This is a genomic window from Algihabitans albus, from assembly GCF_003572205.1.
Classification (GTDB): Bacteria; Pseudomonadota; Alphaproteobacteria; order Kiloniellales; family DSM-21159; genus Algihabitans; species Algihabitans albus.
In genome coordinates, this window is sequence record NZ_QXNY01000004.1 from 665,553 (window position 1) to 684,220 (window position 18,668).

Below are 18,668 nucleotides of genomic sequence, written 5' to 3' on the forward strand. Positions count from 1 at the left end.
CGAAAAGGGCGAGAGTCCTCTAGACCAGCGTCGCCTTGACGCCGCTGTCGGGCAGCTCGCTGCCGAAGCAGCGCTGGTAGTACTCGGCGACGATCGGACGTTCGATCTCGTCGCACTTATTCAAGAAGGTGATGCGGAAAGCGAAGCCGACGTCGTCGAAGATCTCCGCGTTTTCGGCCCAGGTGATCACGGTGCGCGGGCTCATCACGGTGGAGATGTCGCCGTTGATGAAACCGCTGCGGGTCAGGTCGGCCAAGGCGACCATCGCCGCGATGGTCTTGCGGCCTTCGGCGCTATCGTAACTGGTGGCTTTCGCCAGGACGATGTCGACCTCCTCGTCGTACTCCAGATAGTTGAGCGTGGCGACGATGTTCCAGCGGTCCATTTGCCCTTGGTTGATCTGCTGGGTGCCGTGGTAGAGCCCGGTGGTGTCGCCGAGGCCGACGGTGTTCGCCGTCGCGAAGAGTCGGAAGGCCGAATGGGGCCGGATCACCTTGTTCTGGTCGAGCAGCGTCAGCTTGCCCTCGACCTCCAGGACGCGCTGGATCACGAACATGACGTCGGCCCGGCCCGCATCGTATTCGTCGAAGACGAGAGCGCAGGGATTCTGCAGCGCCCAGGGCAGCAGGCCTTCGCGAAACTCGGTCACCTGCTGGCCGTCGCGCAGCACGATGGCGTCCTTGCCGATCAGGTCGATGCGGCTGACGTGGCTGTCCAGGTTGATGCGGATGCAGGGCCAATTGAGTCGGGCGGCGACCTGCTCGATGTGGGTCGACTTGCCGGTTCCGTGGTAGCCCTGGATCATGACGCGGCGGTTGTAGGCGAAGCCGGCGAGGATCGCGAGCGTGGTGTCCCGGTCGAAGCGGTAGGCCTCGTCAAGGTCGGGCACATAGTCGCTGGCCTGACTGAAGGCCGGGACCTGCAGTTCGCTGTCGATCCCGAAGGTCTGACGCACCGAGATGGTGATGTCTGGGCCGCCGCTCGGCATCTGATGGCCGGCTTCGGGACCGTGGCTGTGCGTATCGGCGCTCATCTATAGTCCTTGCTGTCGCGGGTTCGCTTTGAGGTCTGATCCTTTGAGCCCGGGCCTAGCCCCTGACCTTGGGCGCGTAAAGAGTCTTTAAGGTCGCGTAGGCCCGATTGACGCTCTTCAGGCGGTCTTCCGCCGCCGGATCCCCTCCATTGGCATCGGGATGCAAGCGCTTGGCTAGAAACTTGTAGCGTATTTTGACTTCGGCCAGGGTCGCCGGAGCGCTCAAATCCAACTCGGCCAAGGCCAACTCTTCCTCGCTGCGCGCGCGACGCCGGCGTTCGGCACGGCGGCGGCGGCTCGCTTCCCGTTCCTCGGCGAAGAGGTCGAAGGGATCCTGGCAGTCCTCCACCTGGTCGCTTCCGGCGAAAGACCAGGTCGGCCGGTCCCAGATCTGATCGCGGCGGCGCTGTGCCTCGATCTCCATTTCGCTCATGCCGGCGAACCAGTCCCAGGAGAGATTGTACGCGCGCACATGCTCCAGGCAGAACCAATAGAAGGCCCCCGGCTGATTGCGGTCGCGCGGTGCGCGGTGCAGGCCGGTCTCCGCGCAGGCCGGATGGTCGCAGATGCGCCCGGTCGCACTGGCGCCTGTCGCGTCTTCGGAGGTGCGTGGCTGTGTGGGCGTGGAAGGCTCCATGGCGAGGCTGAGTATGGGAACTGGGCGGAAGCGAAGCAAGCCGAAGGCGCCGCGCCTTGCATGCCTAAGTAACTGACCGGCAGCGTTATCTACGCCGCTCCGACAGGTTGACCACCGCCAGACCGGCAAGGATCATCAGCAGCCCCATGGCCAGCGTTGTCGTGATCGGTTCGCTCAGCCACAGGGTCGCGGCGGCAACTCCGACCATGGGAACGCCGAGGAAGCCGAGCGATGTGGTGATCGCCGGCAGACTGCGTGTCACGGTCACCGCCGCCCAGAAGCAGAAGGCCGTGGCGATCGGACCGTTGTAGAACAGTACGGTCGCCAGTTCCCAGCTCGGCTCGACGGCCTGAAGCGGTTCGGTGAACAGAGCGACGCTCAGCAGCAGCGGCAGGGCGAGCAGCATCTGCCAGGGCGCCAGTTGCAGGGGCGATAGCCGCCAGTGGTGGCCGCGGATATGCAGCATCGCGACCGCCCAGGCCAGGGCACCGAGCAGCAACAGGCCGTTGCCGAGCAAGACGTCGGAGTCCCGCCAGTCGAAGCCGAAGGGGTTGAAGAGGACGGCCAGTCCGCCAACGCCGAGCAGCCAGCCCAGCGTCTTGAGCGCGCCCATTCGCTCGCCGAACAACAGCATGGCCGCCGGTGTGACCCAAAGCGGTGTGGTGTAGACCAGCAAGGCCGAACGACCGGCCTCGACCACCTGCAGGCCGGTGTTGATGCAGGCGAGAAACAACGCCATCTGTAGCAGGCCGACACTCGCGATCACTGGCAGGTCGCCGCGGCCCGGCAGCCTCAGGTCTCCACGCCAGAGCAGCACCGCGAAGAGTGTCGCCGCACCCAGGGCCATGCGGGCCGCTCCGAACCAGAAAGGCGGAATCGAGTCGAGCCCCACCTTCATGACCGGCCAGTTGACGCCCCAAAGGACGATGACCGCGATCAACAGTAGAGCGGCTCTGCCGGAGTCGACAGCGGCGGCACCGCCGGGAAGGGGAGTTCGTGCCATATGTCGGAGCCGGAAGTGAGACAGGGACCACGAAGGCGAGGAGCGGTTTTTTCGGAGACCGCAGTTTCTGTAGGATCGGACTCTAACGACGAGCGAGGCGGACAAGGCAATGAAAGATGATGGCGGGCAGACCACGATCGCGGCGCGGATCGAGCATAAGCTGAAGGGGGAATTCGATCCCCAGCGTCTGCGGATCGTGGACGAGTCGCACAAACATGCCGGTCACAGCGGCTGGCAGCCCGGCGGCGAAACCCACTTCCGTGTCGATATCGTGGCGGCGGCTTTCATCGGCCAGTCCCGGGTCGCGCGGCAACGCCTCGTGTATCAGGCGCTGTCCGAGGAACTGGAAGAGCGTGTGCATGCCCTTACGCTGCGCACCTTCGCGCCCGAGGAAGATCCCCGGAGAGATCAGGAAGCGACACCGGACCGCGACCCCTCGGAACCGATCTAGCTGCCGGTCGTTAGACTAGGGTCGGGCGCCTCCGTCCTCGGAGGGCTTGACATCGGACTCTGCACGCTGAAGCTGAAGAACGCGCGCCGACAGTCTTTCGGGGTTGCGCTACCTCATGGCTTTCGTCAATTTCGGCGCGTGAAACCTGAGACCCCGTTTGCCCCGATTGCTGGACTGCTGGCCAGGGCGGCGGCAGCTCAGTATCCGAGGAAACGGGAACACCCGATCCGAGGCTGAACGAGATGTCCAGAGGTGTTCAGGCGGCAGCGGAGAAAGCAGCGGAGTCGACGCTGCTGTCGCGCAACGTCACAGTCAACGGCCGGCGTACCTCCCTGCGGCTGGAGCGTCTGATGTGGGAGGCACTAGGCGAGATCGTGCGGCGTGAAGACACCTCGGCCAACGAACTGGTCACCCGCATCTCGGACCGCCGTGCCGCCTCCAGTCTGACGGCTGCGGTGCGTGTCTTCATCATCAGCTACTTCCGCGCGGCGGCCACCGACAAGGGACACGCGGATGCCGGGCATGGCGAGGTTCGCCAGCGCCGCATCTCGGCCTAGCGCCTCTGGTCGCGGCCGAGGGACCGCCGGCGGGACGGCGAACTCGCGGAGATTCGAGATCGGTACTGGAAACGGACGGTGAGACTCTTCGGTTGCGAGTCAGCGTAGCAGGCCGAGAGGCCCGCCGTTGTCCAGGCGCCCCTCCAAGCCCTCCTTGACCCCACCAACGACCGCTGCCATTTGTGCGGGATGTCAGACACCTCCCCGCATGTTTCGGGTGCCGGCCCCTGGCACGGCACCACCATCCTGTCTGTGCGCAAGGCGGACCATGTCGTCCTCGTCGGCGACGGTCAGGTTTCCTTCGGCAGTACCGTCATGAAGTCCAACGCCCGCAAGGTGCGCCGCCTGCCGGGCAAGGGCGCGCCGAAGGGCGGCGTCGCAGGCGATGTCGTCGCCGGCTTCGCGGGGGCCACCGCAGACGCCTTTACGCTGTTCGAACGTCTGGAAGCCAAGCTCGAGGCGCATCCCGGACAGTTGACCCGCGCTTGCGTCGAGCTGGCCAAGGACTGGCGCATGGACCGCTATCTGCGCCGTCTGGAGGCCATGATGGCCGTTGCCGATACCGAAACGACCCTGATCCTGACCGGGACCGGCGATGTTCTGGAGCCCGAGGACGGCATTGTCGGCATCGGTTCCGGCGGATCCTATGCCCTCGCCGCCGCACGCGCCTTGATCGACCGAGACGATATGGACGCCGAATCCATCGCCCGGCGTGCCATGCACATCGCTGCAGAGATCTGTATTTATACCAATGACAGCATCACTCTCGAAAGCCTCTGAGGCCGCCCCCGAGTCCGGTGGGACGGCCGCCGCCTTCAGCCCGCGTGAGATCGTCAGCGAGCTGGACCGCTATATCATCGGGCAAGCCGACGCCAAACGGGCCGTCGCCATCGCCTTGCGCAACCGTTGGCGCCGGCAGCAGTTGCCCGAAGACCTCCGCGAGGAGGTTCTGCCCAAGAACATCCTGATGATCGGGCCGACGGGCGTCGGCAAGACCGAGATCGCCCGGCGTCTCGCGAAGCTGGCCCAGGCGCCCTTCATCAAGATCGAGGCGACCAAATTTACGGAGGTCGGCTACGTCGGCCGGGATGTCGAGTCCATCGTTCGCGATCTGGTCGAGATCTCGTTGCACATGACCCGCACGCGCCTGCGTCGGGAAGTCACGGCCCGCGCGGAACTCGGCGCGGAAAACCGGATCATCGACGCCCTGGCCGGTCCGAACGCGCGGTCCGAGACCCGGGAAACCTTCCGCCGGCGCCTGCGCAACGGCGAACTGAGCGACGCCGAGGTCGAGCTGCAGATCCAGGATGCCGGCGGAATGCAGCTGCCGACCATGGATATCCCGGGAATGCCGGGTGCCCAGATGGGGATGGTCAACCTCAACGACATCTTCGGCAAAGCCTTCGGCGGGCGCACCAAGGCCAAGACCTTGAAGGTTTCGGAGGCTTACGAGCCGCTGATGGCGGAGGAGTCCGATAAGCTGATCGACCAGGAGAGGGTCACGGCCGAGGCGATTCGGGCCGTCGAGAACAACGGCATCGTCTTCCTCGACGAGATCGATAAGATCACGGCACGCAGCGAGGTTCGCGGCGGCGGCGACGTCAGCCGAGAGGGGGTCCAACGCGATCTGCTGCCGCTGATCGAGGGCACCACGGTCGCCACCAAGCACGGTCAGGTCCAGACCGACCATATCCTCTTCGTCGCCTCCGGTGCCTTCCATATCGCGAAGCCGAGCGACATGCTGCCGGAACTCCAGGGCCGCCTGCCGATCCGGGTCGAATTGCAGGCGCTGACCCGTGACGACTTCAAGCGCATCCTGACCGAGCCGGAGAACTCCCTGATCCGCCAGTATCAGGCCCTGATGCAGACCGAAGGTGTGACCCTCGAGTTTCAAGACGATGCGATCGATGCCTTGGCCGACCTGGCGGCGGAGATCAACGGCTCCGTCGAGAACATCGGCGCGCGCCGGCTGCAGACGGTCATGGAGAAGTTGTTGGAGGAGCTGTCCTTCACCGCGACCGACCGCGCCGGCGACAGCGTCACGGTGACCGCCGAGGAAGTGCGCAAGCGGGTCGGCGAGTTGGCGAAGAATGCGGATCTCAGCAAGTTCATTCTGTAACGGGCCTTCGCTAAGTTGCCTCGATGCCCTACGCGACTCATACGGAAGAGGTCGCGGCTTCCGTCGCGACGATCTGGCGCTTGCTGGTCGATAAGATCGAGAATCCCGGGCCCTACGTGCCGGGGGTCCGCTCGGTCGATATCCTAAAGCGCGCGGCCGATCACGTAGTTCGGCATATGGTCACCGAGCAGCTCGATCTGACCGAGCGGATCACGCGCGATGCCCGTCGGCTCGAGGTCGTCTTCACGCTGGTCGATCACCCCAGCTATGTCGGTTCGGTGACCAACCGCATCGAACCCGGCCGTGCCGGCGAAGCCAATCGCCTGACCTTTACCATCGACTGGCGCGAGTTCGGCGGCGCCAACAGCGGCGGCGAGCATCTGCAGGGGGTTCTGCGCGACGCCGTGCGCCATACAAAGGCCCTGGCCGAGGCGGAGGAGCCGGAGCTCTAGGTTCGCCGTCCGGGAAATTGCGGCAAAACGCGCGCCGGTAAGGTTGATTTGTCGCAAGGCGCGCTCTCGTGCAGGGCGTCTAGTATCCCGCCATGCATGATAAAATCGATGTCACGGTCTGAGCGCCCGCGATGGAAGAAGTCATCACGGGTTATCTATTCTACGAGATCGCCGCGATTCTGGTGCTGGCGGCGGCAATCGGCTTTCTCGGTCTGCTGGCCCGCCAGCCGCTGATCGTCAGCTTTATCGCGGTCGGCATCCTGGTCGGACCGAGCGTTCTCGATATCGCGCGCTCGGACCAGCACATCGATCTGCTGGCCGAACTGGGGATCGCCGTTCTGCTCTTCCTGGTCGGGCTCAAGCTCGACCTCAAGCTGGTCCGCACGCTGGGTCCGGTGGCGCTGACGACGGGCCTCGGTCAGGTGCTCTTCACCTCGGTGATCGGTTTTCTGCTCGGTCTTGCCTTGGGGCTGGATGCGACCACCAGCTTCTACGTCGCCGTTGCCCTGACTTTCTCCTCGACGATCATCATCGTGAAGCTGCTCTCCGACAAGAAGGAGATCGACGCGCTGCACGGTCGAATCGCGCTGGGCTTCCTGATCGTGCAGGACCTGGTCGTGGTGATCGCCATGATCGCGCTCTCGGCCGCCGGAGTCGGGGCGGGTCAGGAGACCGGCCTGGCCGATATCGCTCTGGTCTTCCTCTCCGGCGCGGCGCTCTTGGGCAGCGTCGCGCTCTTCGTGCTTTATGCCGCCAATCCCTTGGTCGAACGCCTGGCCCGCGCCCCGGAGCTACTGGTCTGCTTCGCGATCGGCTGGGCTGCGCTCCTGGCCGCCGTCAGTCACTACCTCGGTTTCGGCAAGGAGCTGGGCGGCCTTCTCGCCGGTGTCAGCCTCGCTTCGACGCCGTTTCGCGAGGCTATCGCGGCGCGGCTGGCTAGCCTGCGGGACTTCCTGCTGCTGTTCTTCTTCGTCGCGCTGGGGGCCGGCCTCGACCTGGGGCTGCTCGGCGACAACCTGATCCCGGCTCTGGTCCTCGCCTTCTTCGTTCTGATCGGCAATCCGCTGATCGTTCTCGTCATCATGGGGCTGATGGGCTACCGCAAGCGGACCGGCTTCCTGGCCGGACTGACGGTGGCGCAGATCAGCGAGTTCTCCCTCATCTTCATCGCGGTCGGTGTCCAACTCGGGCATGTGGTGCCGGAGGCGCTGGGTCTGGTCACTTTGGTCGGCTTGATCACGATTTCGCTCTCGACCTACATGATCACCTATTCGCATCGGCTCTACGCTATCTGCGAGCCGTTTCTCGGCCTCTTCGAGCGGCGCCGGCCCTATCGCGAGGCCGAGGCGGAAGCGCAGAGCGGCGCCGGCGGTCAGGCCGATGTCTTGATCTTCGGCCTCGGACGCTTCGGCGGCGCAATCGCCCAGAACTTGACCGAGGCCGGTCACCGGGTGCTTGGCGTCGACTTCAACCCAGCCTCCGTGCGCTATTGGCGCGAGACAGGTCTGCCGGCCCGCTACGGCGATGTCACCGACCCGGAACTGGTCGGTCACCTGCCGCTTTCCGGCGTAAAGTGGGTGGTTTCCGCCGTGCCCGATCACGACACCGGACTGACGCATATGGATCCGCGTCTGGCCATGATGGCGGCCCTCCGCGACGCCGGCTACCAAGGCCGTGTCGCCTTGACGGCGCATCGCGAGGAGGACGCCAAACGGCTGGAGGCCGAGGGGGCGGATCTGGTGCTGCTGCCCTTCCGCGACGCGGCCGATCAGGCCGTCGATCTTCTGCTCGGCGAAACCGCCGTGCGGGTCCCCGACCGACCGTTGCCGGAACCCGAAGGTCAGCGGGAGTTTGCCGAGTGACTCTCTTCCGGCATGTCCTGGTCATCTGCCGCGGCGGCGCGCAGGATCGTTCCCTTGCCGAACTGGCGTGTTCTCTGGTCGGCCAAGAAGGAACGCTCAGCTTGCTGGGTCTGCTGGAACCGCCGGAGGGCCTCAGTGTCGGAGATGTCGAGGCCGAGACCGCCGCCGAGCGCGAACGTCTGGAGGCGAACCTGGCGGCGCTGGCCGCCGATCTGCCGGCTGCGCGCCTGCCGCAGGTCACGGTCGTCGTCGGGCGGCGCTATCTGGAGATCGTGCGGGCCGCTCATCGCCTTGGCGCCGATCTGGTCATGAAGACGACCGACCCCTCGCCCCGACCGCCGATCCCGCTATTCGCGAGCATCGACCAGCATCTGCTGCGCAAATGCCCCTGTCCGGTCTGGTTGTTGCGCGACGCCGCGGCGGCGCCGGTGGCCGTTGTCGCCGCGGTCGATCTTCCGGACGACGGCGGCGACAACGGAGCGCTGGACGGCCTGAACCGGGAGATCCTGCGCACTGCCGCGGGCATTGCGGCTCTGGGCGGACGGCCGCTGCGCTTGCTGCATGCCTGGAGCGACCCCTTGGCCGCTGTCGTCCGCCAGTGGGCCGGCGGCGAGGTGGAGGCGAGGGTTGCCGACTCGACCCGGACGGCCGAGGCTCAGGCTCAAGCCAAGCTCCAGGCCCTCATCGCTGCGGCGGAAGACTGGCTGGCCGGGGAGGGTTTGTCCGGCGTGCGACTGTTGCCGCATCTGGTCGCCGGCTCGGCGCGCGAGGCGCTGCCGCGCGCGGTCGAGGAACTGGGTGCCGAACTGCTCGTCATCGGTACGCTTGCGCGCAGCGGTGTGGCCGGCGTCATCATCGGCAATACCGCCGAAGACGTCTTGAACGCGGTCGACTGCGCGGTCGTTGCGGTCAAGCCGCCAGGCTACGTCAGCCCACTGCTGCGATAAGGACGGCGCACAGCGCACCCGTCCCCGCGCTACTTCATCGTCGGCATGACGAACTCGGCGCCGCTGCGAAGGCCGGTGGGCCAGCGGGAAGTTACGGTCTTCATGCGCGTGTAGAAGCGGACGCCCTCCGGCCCGTGCATGTGGTGATCGCCGAACAGCGAGCGTTTCCAGCCACCGAAGGAATGAAAGGCCATGGGCACGGGAATCGGGACATTGATCCCGACCATGCCGATGTTGCAGCGGCTGGTGAAGTTGCGCGCGGCGTCGCCGTCGCGGGTAAAGATTGCGGCTCCGTTGCCGTACTCATGGCCGTTGACGAGAGCCAGCGCCGACTCGTAGTCCGGCTGGCGGACCACCGAGAGCACGGGTCCGAAGATCTCTTCCTTATAAATCTTCATCTCGGGCTCGACCTGGTCGAACAGGCAACCGCCGAGAAAGTAGCCCTCCTCGTAGCCTTGAAGCTGCAGCCCGCGACCGTCGACCGCCAGCTTGGCGCCCTCCCGCACTCCGGAGTCGACGTAGCCGGTGACCCGCTCCAGCGCCTGTTTGGTCACCAGCGGTCCCATCTCCGCCTCGGGGTCGCTGTAGGGGCCGATCTTGAGGCCGCGCACCTTGGGGGCGAGGCGTTCCATCAGGGCGTCGCCCGCATCGCCGACGGCGACGGCGACCGAGATGGCCATGCAGCGCTCGCCGGCCGAACCATAGGCCGCGCCCATCAGGGCGTCGGTCGCCTGATCCATATCGGCATCGGGCAGCACGATCATGTGATTCTTGGCGCCACCCAGCGCCTGCACGCGCTTATTGTGCGCGGTGCCCTGGTGATAGACGTACTCGGCGATAGCAGTGGAGCCGACGAAGCTGACCGCCTCGATGTCGGGGTGCCGCAGGATGGCGTCGACCGCTTCCTTATCACCGTTGACGACGTTGAACACGCCCTTCGGCAGTCCCGCCTCCAGCAACAGCTCCGCCATCAGAAGGGGGGCCGAGGGATCGCGCTCGCTGGGCTTGAGGAGAAAGCAGTTGCCGGAGGCGAGAGCGACCGGAAACATCCACATCGGCACCATGGCCGGGAAGTTGAAAGGCGTGATTCCGGCGACCACACCGAGCGGCTGGCGCAGCGAGTAGCTGTCCACGCCGGTGCCGACGCTCTCGGTGAACTCGCCCTTCAGAAGTTGCGGGATGCCGCAGGCGAACTCCACGACCTCGATCCCCCGGGTCACTTCACCGGCCGCGTCTGCCAATACCTTGCCGTGTTCCCTGCCGATCAGCGTGGCCAGCTTGTCGCGGTTCGCCTCCAACAGTTCCTTGAATTTGAACATCACTCTGGCGCGGTTGAGCGGGGTCGTCCCGGCCCAGCCTGGAAAGGCTGCCTTTGCGGTCTGAACGGCGGCATTGATCTCGTCGGCGGAGGCCAGGGCAACGCGTTGGCTTTCCTCGCCGGTGGCCGGGTTGAATACGGGACTGCTGCGCCCGCTGGTGCCGGCGACGATCTTGCCGCCGATGAAATGGTTGATCGTCGCGCTCATGCCGTCCATCTCCTCCCCAAGTCACGCCCTTCGGGCGTCGTGTTTGCCGGTGCCGATGTCCCCGCCGCAGACCGGACGGGATCGCAGACTAGACCGGATCGCGACGGTTCGGAACCAGAGCGATCCCGGATAATCCGACGACTTCGGTTGGGCATCAGATATTTAGGGTGGAGTCATGTGACTCTCGTTCGATCTCGCAACAGTTTGACATGGCAGCAGTCCGAAAGCCCCTCGATGACCGATCTGGCCCGCCTGACCCTGAAGCTGGAGCTGCGCCGCCTCCTGACCGAGGTTGCGCGCCGGCGTGAGACGCTGCGTTACGCCGATCTGGCCCGCGCGGCCCAGGTGCCGGCGCCTCATACGATCCATAAGACGGTGGACTTGCTGGAGGACCTGATGCGGGAAGACCATGCGGCCGGTCGGCCTTTGCTCTCGGCGCTCGCGGTTTCCCGCCGTGACGACGCAACGCCCGCGCCGGGGTTCTTCCAGCTTCTGACGGAACTCGGGCGCTATGCCGGTGCCGAACGCGGCCCACAGGCCGTCGCCGCCCATCGTGCGGAATTGGAGGCGGCCTGGACCTGGTGGGGGCGTGCGTGACCGCGGCCGGGCGGCCTCCGGCACTGGCTCGGTCGCCGCGTGCATGTTTAACTCGAGCTTCTTCTTGCCGAGGGGGTCTGTGAAGCCGGATGGCGGCTGTCGAAGAGGGTTCGAGCGAGCTGGAGGCGGCGCGGTTGGACGTGGCGCAGGAGGGCGCGGTCCTGGCCGTGCGTCTCTCGGGCGTCTGGGTGACGGCCACCGTCGGTCCGCAGGACGCTACCCTGGCGGCGATGGGTGCGGGCGGCGCGACGGAAGCGGTGCTGGACCTCTCGGCCGTCAAGCGACTCGACACGGCCGGTGCCTGGCTGGTCGACCGGACCCGGAAGCAGCTCGCGCAGCAGGGGCTTGCGGTGTCGCTGGCCGGCGTCGGGCCGGCACGCGAGGCCTTGCTGCAAAAGATCCAGCAACGCCAACCTTGCCCGGAACCGCCGAAACGTCCCGGCGCCTTGATCACGATTCTGACCGATCTGGGCAAAGCCACCGTGGAGACGGGGCATACCGTCAGGGAGGTGATCGGTTTTCTCGGCGCAACCGTCGTTGTGCTGCTGCGCAGCTTGGCGCGGCCGAAGCGGCTGCGCGGCACTTCGCTGGTCTATCATCTCGAGAAAACCGGCCTGGACGCCCTGCCGATCGTCGGCCTGCTGGCCTTTCTGATCGGCGTGGTGCTGGCTTACCAGGGCGCCGATCAGCTCGCGCGCTTCGGCGCGGAGATCTTCACTGTCAATCTGGTCGGGGTCGCGGTCTTGCGCGAGATGGGTGTGTTGATTACGGCGATCATCGTCGCGGGCCGCTCGGGCTCGGCCTTCACCGCGCAGATCGGCACCATGAAGGTGAATCAGGAGGTGGATGCCATGAGCACCATCGGCCTGGATCCGTTGGAGGTTCTCGTTCTGCCGCGGGTTCTGGCGCTGGTGATCGCGCTGCCCTTGCTGACGTTCTATGCGAATGTCATGGGTCTGCTCGGCGGCGCCGTGATGGCGACAGTGGTTCTCGACATCGATCTTCTGGCCTTCGCCCGTCAGCTCCGCGATGCGGTGGAACTCAGCACCTTCTGGGTCGGCATGATCAAGGCGCCGATCTTCGCTTTCGTCATCGCCTTGATCGGCTGCTACGAGGGTCTCAAGGTGTCCTCGAATGCGGAGTCGGTCGGTCTCCGCACCACCCGGGCCGTGGTTGAGGCGATCTTCCTGGTGATCCTGCTCGATGCTCTCTTCTCCGTCTTCTATTCGGTGATCGGGGTATGATGGAAGCTGCCGGCAGGGGGAACGGTGCGCAGGATCTGGTCATCCGGGCGACGGGAATCAGGACCCAATTCGGATCTCATGTGGTGCACGACGACCTGGATTTCTCCGTACGGCGCGGTGAGGTTATGGGGCTGGTCGGCGGCTCAGGCACCGGAAAGTCGGTCCTGCTGCGCTGCCTTGTCGGCCTGATGCGTCCGGCGGCGGGCCGAATAGATATCCTGGGACACGGGATCGAAGGCGCCGGCGACCCCGATCTGCGCACCCTTCAGCGGCGGTCCGGCATGTTGTTTCAGGACGGCGCGCTCTTCTCATCGCTCACCGTGGCGCAGAACATCGAGGTTCCCCTGGCCGAACACAGTGCGCTTCCGTCCGGTTTGCGCCGGGAGGTCAGCGAACTGAAGGTGAATCTGGTCGGCCTGCCTGTCGAAGCCGCGCACAAGTATCCGAGCGAGCTGTCCGGCGGCATGCGCAAGCGCGCCGGCTTGGCCCGTGCCTTGGCTCTGGACCCGGAGATCCTGTTTCTCGACGAACCGACGGCTGGCCTGGATCCGATTGGCGCCAACCAGTTCGATCTCTTGATCGGCGATCTTCAGAAGGCGCTGGGGTTGACGGTGGTCATGGTCACGCACGATCTGGACAGCCTCTACGCCATCTGCGATCGGGTCTCCGTGCTGGTCGACAAGCGTGTTAAAGTCGGCACGATTGCGGAGCTGGAACGCGAGTCCGACCCCTGGATCCAAGATTACTTTCTCGGTCCGCGCGGCCGGGCCGCTGCGGGGGCAAGGCATCAAGCGGACCAGCAGGCGCGCTGAGATGGCAGGTCCGAAGATGAGCGGTAGGGACGATTCAAGCTTCACAACCATCTCGGCAGCCTCATATCTGAGGAGGCCTTGGGCTTCTCGTCCGGAGAGCAGCCTGTCCGAAACGAGCGAGCGTTAGAGGCAGATGGAAACCCGAGCCAACTACGTCCTGGTCGGCAGCTTCGTTCTGGCGCTGTTCCTTAGCAGCTTCGCCTTCATCATCTGGCTGGCGAAGTTCCAGGTCGATACGACCTTCCAACGCTACGATCTGCTCGTTTCGGATTCGGTCACCGGCCTGGCGGTCGGCAGTCCGGTCCGTTACTCGGGGGTTCGGGTCGGCGACGTCGTCGACATTCAGCTGGAGCCGGACGATCCCGGCACGGTCCGCGTCATGGTCGAGCTGGAGTCGGACGTGCCGGTCAAGGCCGACACGATCGCGAGTTTGGAACTCGAGGGTCTGACAGGCGGGCGCTACGTGCTGCTTCAGGGCGGTACGGCGGGGACGCCCGACCTGCGCGACACGGCCGAGGCGGATGTGCCGACCATCACGACCGAGGCCTCGTCGCTCGACCAGGTCCTGCAGGGCGTGCCCGATGCGGTCGCGGCGCTGCAGGGCACCATGGGGCGGGTCAATCTGCTCTTGAGCGACACCAATCTTCAGAGCATCGAGAACACGCTGAGCAGTGTGGAGATTCTGGCCACGACCCTGGCCGGTCGGCGCGAGGACGTCGCGCGGCTGATCGACGATGCGTCCGGAACGCTCGCCAATCTCAACGAGGCGAGCGGAGTGGCAGCCGATCTGGCGCGGGATGCGCGCGATCAGTTCGGCACGCTGACCGCCCAGACCAACACGACCCTGGTGGCCGTTCAGCGACTGGCGGAACGCCTGGAAGGCGAGGTCGATACCTCGGCGGACAGTCTGGACCAGATGATCGGCGAGCTGCGGGGGGCGGCGCGTTCGCTCGACGCGATGTCGCTGGAGGTGCAGGGGTTGGTTCAGGAGAATCGCGAGCCGATCCGCGACTTCACCTCTACCGGATTGTATGAACTGGCCAATCTCTTGACCGAGGCACGCAGCCTGGTCACCAACCTAAACCGGGTTTCGCTGGAGGTTCAGCGGGATCCCGCCCGCTTTATCTTTGGAGATCAGCAGGAGGGCTATGAAGCGCCGCGATGATGTCATGCCGCCCGTCCAGTCCGAGCGACGACGGCTGCTGCGCGCAGCCGGAGGTTTTGCCGCACTGGGCGCACTCGGCGGCTGTGCTCAGTTGGTACCGGGTCAGCGCCCGCCGCCGCAGTTCTTTCGCCTCTCGCCGAAGAGCACCTTCGACCCCGACCTGTCGCCCGTCGACTGGCAGCTGATTCTGGAACCGCCGATCGCCAATGCGGCACTCGATACCGTGCGCATCGCGCTGATGCGCGAGCCCATGGAGGTGGAGTACTACGCGCGCGCCAACTGGACCGATCAGGCGCCGCAGATGGTCCAGACGCTGATGATCGAGTCTTTCGAGAACTCGCGGCGGATCGTATCGGTAGGCCGTGAATCCCTCGGTTTGCGCGCCGACTTCGTGATCAAGAGCGAACTGCGCGAGTTTCAGGCCGAATACTTCGATGGACCGGTGCCGATGGCTCATGTCGGGCTGAACGTCAAGTTGGTGCGGATGCCGCGGCGGGAGATCGTGGCGAGTGAGAGCTTCGACGTCCGGTTCCCGGCCGAGAGCGATACCTTGCCGTCGATCGTCCGCGCCTTCGACGAAGCCTTGGGAAGCTCCCTCCGCGCCCTAGTGCACTGGACCTTGCAGACGGGCCAGTCTCTCTACGCGGAGACCGCCTCGAGCTGAGGGATTTGCGATCCCGGCTCCGAACTTATGCCCGCCTCCGATCTCATGAGAGAGTGTGAATCACGCCTGAGGCGGTCTCGCCGGAGCGATTCCACCTCAGGCGATCCTGCTCTAGAGGCGCTCGCCTTTCAGCAGGCGCGGCAGGTCGCCGACCAAGCCCATGGCATGCTGCATCAGAAGGCGCTTGAGCGGCCCCGCGCGGTCGACCGCGGCCATGCCAAGGTCGCGTAGCAAGCGCAGCGGCGGCAGGTCGTTCGAGAAGAGGCGGTTGAGCCCGTCGGTGACCGCGATCAGCATCAGCGTGTCGGGGCGGCGCCAACGCTCGTAGCGAATCAACGGTTCGGCCGCGCCGAGGTCCAGACCGAGCCGACGGGCATCGATCAGGCATTCCGCCAGAGCCGCCACGTCGCGCAGGCCGAGGTTCAGTCCCTGGCCGGCAATGGGATGGATTCCGTGGGCGGCATCGCCCACCAGCACCAGGCGGCCGGCGCGATAGCGCTGGGCATGATGCAGCGACAGGGGATAAGCCCAGCGGGGGCCCGTCAGGCTGATCCGGCCCAGGCTGTCGCCGAAGCGGCGCTGACACTCGGCGGCGAAGGCCGCGTCGTCCAGATCGACCATCGCCGAGGCCAGATCCTTGCGTTCGGTCCAGACCAGAGAGGAGCGATGCTGGCCCTCCGGCGAGTCGGTCATCGGCAGGACCGCGAAGGGTCCCGAGGGCAGAAAGTGCTCGTGCGCCACCCCATCGTGCGGCCGCTCGTGAGTCAGGGTCGCCACCAGGCCCATTTGGGGGTAGTCCCAGGTCACCGTGCGGATGCCGGCCGCCTTACGCAGGGGCGAGTTGCGTCCGTCGGCGGCGACCAGGAGCTGGGCGGAGATGCCGCGTCCGTCGGCCAACCGCGCCAGGATACTACCCGCGCCATAGCGGGCATCGGCGCGCTCGGCGGCGGCCACGCCGGCCGGCGCGATCAGCCGTAGCGGCTCCAGTTCTTTCGATCGAGCGAAGAGCGCCTGGCGCAGGCGGCGGTTTTCGACGATCCAACCGAAGGGACCGCGGCCCAGATCGTCGCTGTCGTAATGCAGGAACAGCGGCGCGGCGCGGCGCCCCACTTGTCCGTCCGACACACGGATGTCCAGGATGGGTTGGGCATCTGGCTCGAGATGCGCCCAGACCCCAAGGCTGCGCAGCAGGTTGGCCGAGCCGGCGGCGATAGCCGAAGAACGACCGTCGTAGGCCGCGTCGGTTAGCGCCTCGGGAGCCTGAGCGTCGATAACGGCCACCTCGACTCCGGCTTCGGCGAGCGCGATGCCGAGCGTCAACCCGACGAGGCCACCGCCGGCGACCGCGACTTCGGCCCTGGCCGGCGCGTCGGCGCCGCCCACCTCTCCGTCGTCTCGACTCTGCAGGCCACCCTCCATGAGCGCCAAGATCTAGGCTTGTCGGGACGCTGTCCAGCCTTCGCGACCCGCTGAACACTGCGACCGATTGTGCTGCACGGAATCTGACCAGCAAGCATTCTATGGTCAAAATCTAGGCAGCCGATGACTGTTCCGTGACCGCTCTGCCCCTCGTCCGTCTGCGCCGCGCTTGTCGTCGAACGTCCCGAGTCGCAGCGGAGTCCTGGGGTTCTTCGATGCTGCACTGCAAACTGGCATGGTTCTTGAAAATATCCGGTCTGGGACAGCTCGCCACCCGCAAGGGGCCGCGGCTGTAGTACCGAAAACTGAGAAGCGCCGTCGGCTTCGGTCTCCGACAGACGGCGCGAGGTTCGACGGAGACAACAGGGGGAGAGGCGCGATGAAATTGGTTATGGCCATCATCAAGCCCTTCAAGCTCGACGATGTGCGTGAGGCACTCACCGGACTCGGTGTTGAGGGCCTGACCGTCAGCGAGGTGAAGGGCTACGGTCGGCAGAAGGGCCAGACCGAGATCTACCGCGGTGCGGAGTACTCGGTGAACTTCCTGCCGAAGGTGAAGATCGAGGTCGCCGTGACGGCCGATCAGGCCGAGCAGGTGGTGGAAGCCATCCAGAAGGCGGCGAACACCGGCCGCATCGGCGACGGCAAGATCTTCGTACTCGACGTGAACTCGGTCGTGCGGATCCGCACCGGCGAGACCAACGCCGAAGCACTGTAAAGCAGCAGATCTATGAAGGAGGGGCTAGAGATGCAGCTCTGGCGTAAGTCTCTCGGTTTGATAGCCTTGGCCGGCGTGACCGGTCTGGTGATGACGGGCCCGGCGCATGCCGAGGTTTCGGCCGAGTCTCAGTATGTCTTCAACACGCTTTCGTTCATGTTCCACGGCGTTCTGGTCATGTGGATGGCCGCAGGTTTCGCCATGCTGGAATCGGGTCTGGTGCGGTCAAAGTCGACTGCCTCGATCTGCCTGAAGAACATCGCGCTCTATTCGATCGCCGGCATCATGTACTACCTGGTCGGCTACAACCTCATGTACACCGATGTGAGTGGGTTCATCGGGTCGTTCAGCCTGCTCTACAATACGACGGGCGATGAGTTGGCTCTGCTGGAGGGCACGGGTGACGCGGCCGCGATCGTCGGCGAAGGCACCTACTCCATCATGTCCGACTGGTTCTTCCAGATGGTCTTCGTCGCGGCTACGGCCTCGATCGTGTCGGGCACCCTGGCCGAGCGCATCAAGGTCTGGCCCTTCCTGATCTTCGTCGCGATCCTCACCGGCATCCTCTACCCGATTCAGGGCTCCTGGACCTGGGGCGGCGGCTGGTTGAGCGAGATGGGCTTCAGCGACTTCGCCGGTTCGACCATCGTGCACTCCGTGGGCGGCTGGGCGGCGCTGACCGGCGCCATCATCCTGGGCGCGCGCAAGGGCAAGTATGGTCCCGACGGGAAGGTCAATGCGATGCCGGGGGCGAACCTGCCGCTGGCCACGCTGGGCACCTTCATCCTCTGGATGGGCTGGTTCGGTTTCAACGGCGGCTCGCAATTGGCGCTGGGCTCGGCGTTGGATGCGGCCGCGATCGCGGTGGTCTATGCCAACACCAACATCGCCGCGGCCGGCGGTGTGGTGACGGCCATGATCCTGACCCAGGTGCTCTTCAAGAAGATCGACCTGACCATGGCGCTCAACGGTGCCTTGGCCGGCCTGGTCTCGATCACCGCCGGTCCGGATCAGACCAACCACCTCGTCTCCCTGATCATCGGTGCGATCGGTGGTGGGCTGGTGGTCTTCGCCGTGCCGCTTCTCGACAAGCTCAAGGTCGACGATGTGGTCGGGGCGATCTCGGTCCACCTGGTTGCCGGCATCTGGGGCACTCTGGCCGTCGGCATCTTCGGCAGCGGCGGTCTCGGGACGCAAATCGTCGGCATCGTCGCCATCGGTGCCTTCGTGGTGGTCACCACGAGCACCGTGTGGCTGGCCCTCAAGTACACCGTTGGGATCCGGGTCTCCGACGAGGAAGAGGAAATGGGCCTCGACAAGTCGGAACTGGGCATGGAGGCCTACCCCGAATTCGGGCACGGCTCTCAGACCCTTTCGTAAAGCAGCACGAGAAATTTCCGGGGTGTCGCGCAGGACGCAGGGTGCCCCGGAGATTTCGGAGTTTTCTCGAGTTTAACGGCGA

The 18,668-nt window shown here is 65.5% G+C and carries 19 protein-coding genes; 14 read left to right on the plus strand and 5 right to left on the minus strand.

All coding sequences use genetic code 11. The features are described 5' to 3' along the window. Positions 1 to 19: 19 nt before the first annotated feature. The 3 genes from cobS to DBZ32_RS13250 all read right to left on the minus strand — a co-directional run bounded on the left by cobS (position 20) and on the right by DBZ32_RS13250 (position 2,673). On the minus strand, positions 20 to 1,033 hold the full coding sequence (gene cobS / locus DBZ32_RS13240; protein ID WP_235830183.1) for a cobaltochelatase subunit CobS: 1,014 nt from the start codon (positions 1,031 to 1,033) through the stop codon (positions 20 to 22). A gap of 55 nt (positions 1,034 to 1,088) precedes the next feature. Then, positions 1,089 to 1,670: a J domain-containing protein gene (locus DBZ32_RS13245; protein WP_119167589.1), complete on the minus strand. Its 582-nt coding sequence runs from the start codon at positions 1,668 to 1,670 to the stop codon at positions 1,089 to 1,091. Between the two features lie 85 nt (positions 1,671 to 1,755). Continuing rightward, positions 1,756 to 2,673: a DMT family transporter gene (locus DBZ32_RS13250; protein ID WP_119167590.1), complete on the minus strand. Its 918-nt coding sequence runs from the start codon at positions 2,671 to 2,673 to the stop codon at positions 1,756 to 1,758. Between the two features lie 109 nt (positions 2,674 to 2,782). Between DBZ32_RS13250 and DBZ32_RS13255 the strand changes: the two genes are divergently transcribed. The 7 genes from DBZ32_RS13255 to DBZ32_RS13285 all read left to right on the plus strand — a co-directional run bounded on the left by DBZ32_RS13255 (position 2,783) and on the right by DBZ32_RS13285 (position 9,061). Continuing rightward, complete coding sequence (locus DBZ32_RS13255) at positions 2,783 to 3,124, plus strand: BolA family protein (protein WP_119167591.1); 342 nt, start codon at positions 2,783 to 2,785, stop codon at positions 3,122 to 3,124. Positions 3,125 to 3,366: 242 nt separating this feature from the next. Beyond that, the gene (locus DBZ32_RS13260) at positions 3,367 to 3,681 is read left to right on the plus strand and encodes a ribbon-helix-helix domain-containing protein (protein WP_119167592.1); all 315 of its coding nucleotides are present in this window, start codon (positions 3,367 to 3,369) and stop codon (positions 3,679 to 3,681) included. Between the two features lie 189 nt (positions 3,682 to 3,870). After that, the gene (hslV, locus tag DBZ32_RS13265; RefSeq protein ID WP_119167593.1) at positions 3,871 to 4,461 is read left to right on the plus strand and encodes an ATP-dependent protease subunit HslV; all 591 of its coding nucleotides are present in this window, start codon (positions 3,871 to 3,873) and stop codon (positions 4,459 to 4,461) included. After that, positions 4,433 to 5,800, plus strand: coding sequence for an ATP-dependent protease ATPase subunit HslU (gene hslU / locus DBZ32_RS13270; protein WP_119167594.1), 1,368 nt, complete (start codon positions 4,433 to 4,435; stop codon positions 5,798 to 5,800). The genes hslV and hslU overlap by 29 nt, the downstream gene beginning before the upstream one ends. 23 nt (positions 5,801 to 5,823) lie before the next feature. Beyond that, a complete protein-coding gene (locus tag DBZ32_RS13275; RefSeq protein ID WP_119167595.1) occupies positions 5,824 to 6,252 on the plus strand; it encodes an AtaL-like protein in 429 nt (142 codons plus the stop codon). A gap of 131 nt (positions 6,253 to 6,383) precedes the next feature. Further along, positions 6,384 to 8,114: a cation:proton antiporter gene (locus DBZ32_RS13280; protein WP_119167596.1), complete on the plus strand. Its 1,731-nt coding sequence runs from the start codon at positions 6,384 to 6,386 to the stop codon at positions 8,112 to 8,114. Continuing rightward, entirely contained in the window at positions 8,111 to 9,061 is a 951-nt protein-coding gene (locus DBZ32_RS13285; protein ID WP_119167597.1) for a universal stress protein, read from the plus strand. Before DBZ32_RS13280 ends, DBZ32_RS13285 begins: the two co-directional genes overlap by 4 nt. Before the next feature lie 29 nt (positions 9,062 to 9,090). Here the strand turns inward: DBZ32_RS13285 and DBZ32_RS13290 are convergent, their stop codons facing one another. Further along, complete coding sequence (locus DBZ32_RS13290) at positions 9,091 to 10,587, minus strand: CoA-acylating methylmalonate-semialdehyde dehydrogenase (protein WP_119167818.1); 1,497 nt, start codon at positions 10,585 to 10,587, stop codon at positions 9,091 to 9,093. A 234-nt stretch (positions 10,588 to 10,821) separates the two neighbouring features. On the opposite strand from DBZ32_RS13290, the gene DBZ32_RS13295 reads away from it, so the two are divergent. The 5 genes from DBZ32_RS13295 (at position 10,822) to DBZ32_RS13315 (ending at position 15,069) form a co-directional block, all read left to right on the plus strand. Then, the gene (locus DBZ32_RS13295; RefSeq protein WP_119167598.1) at positions 10,822 to 11,184 is read left to right on the plus strand and encodes a hypothetical protein; all 363 of its coding nucleotides are present in this window, start codon (positions 10,822 to 10,824) and stop codon (positions 11,182 to 11,184) included. An 89-nt stretch (positions 11,185 to 11,273) separates the two neighbouring features. Continuing rightward, positions 11,274 to 12,428 (plus strand): ABC transporter permease, encoded by a 1,155-nt coding sequence (locus DBZ32_RS13300; protein WP_119167599.1) that lies wholly within the window; start codon positions 11,274 to 11,276, stop codon positions 12,426 to 12,428. Next, positions 12,425 to 13,240 carry an ABC transporter ATP-binding protein gene (locus DBZ32_RS13305; protein ID WP_235830184.1) on the plus strand — a complete coding sequence of 272 codons (816 nt, stop codon included), beginning with the start codon at positions 12,425 to 12,427 and terminating at the stop codon, positions 13,238 to 13,240. Before DBZ32_RS13300 ends, DBZ32_RS13305 begins: the two co-directional genes overlap by 4 nt. A gap of 133 nt (positions 13,241 to 13,373) precedes the next feature. Next, positions 13,374 to 14,405 (plus strand): MlaD family protein, encoded by a 1,032-nt coding sequence (locus tag DBZ32_RS13310; protein WP_119167601.1) that lies wholly within the window; start codon positions 13,374 to 13,376, stop codon positions 14,403 to 14,405. Further along, positions 14,389 to 15,069 (plus strand): ABC-type transport auxiliary lipoprotein family protein, encoded by a 681-nt coding sequence (locus tag DBZ32_RS13315; RefSeq protein WP_235830185.1) that lies wholly within the window; start codon positions 14,389 to 14,391, stop codon positions 15,067 to 15,069. The genes DBZ32_RS13310 and DBZ32_RS13315 overlap by 17 nt, the downstream gene beginning before the upstream one ends. A 111-nt stretch (positions 15,070 to 15,180) precedes the next feature. Here DBZ32_RS13315 and DBZ32_RS13320 read toward each other — a convergent pair whose 3' ends face one another. Further along, entirely contained in the window at positions 15,181 to 16,488 is a 1,308-nt protein-coding gene (locus DBZ32_RS13320) for a UbiH/UbiF/VisC/COQ6 family ubiquinone biosynthesis hydroxylase (RefSeq protein WP_119167602.1), read from the minus strand. 379 nt (positions 16,489 to 16,867) lie between these two features. Here DBZ32_RS13320 and DBZ32_RS13325 point away from each other — a divergent pair, with 379 nt between their 5' ends. Next, on the plus strand, positions 16,868 to 17,206 hold the full coding sequence (locus tag DBZ32_RS13325) for a P-II family nitrogen regulator (RefSeq protein WP_119167603.1): 339 nt from the start codon (positions 16,868 to 16,870) through the stop codon (positions 17,204 to 17,206). A gap of 30 nt (positions 17,207 to 17,236) precedes the next feature. Further along, complete coding sequence (gene amt / locus DBZ32_RS13330; RefSeq protein ID WP_119167604.1) at positions 17,237 to 18,586, plus strand: ammonium transporter; 1,350 nt, start codon at positions 17,237 to 17,239, stop codon at positions 18,584 to 18,586. Positions 18,587 to 18,668 lie beyond the last annotated feature (82 nt).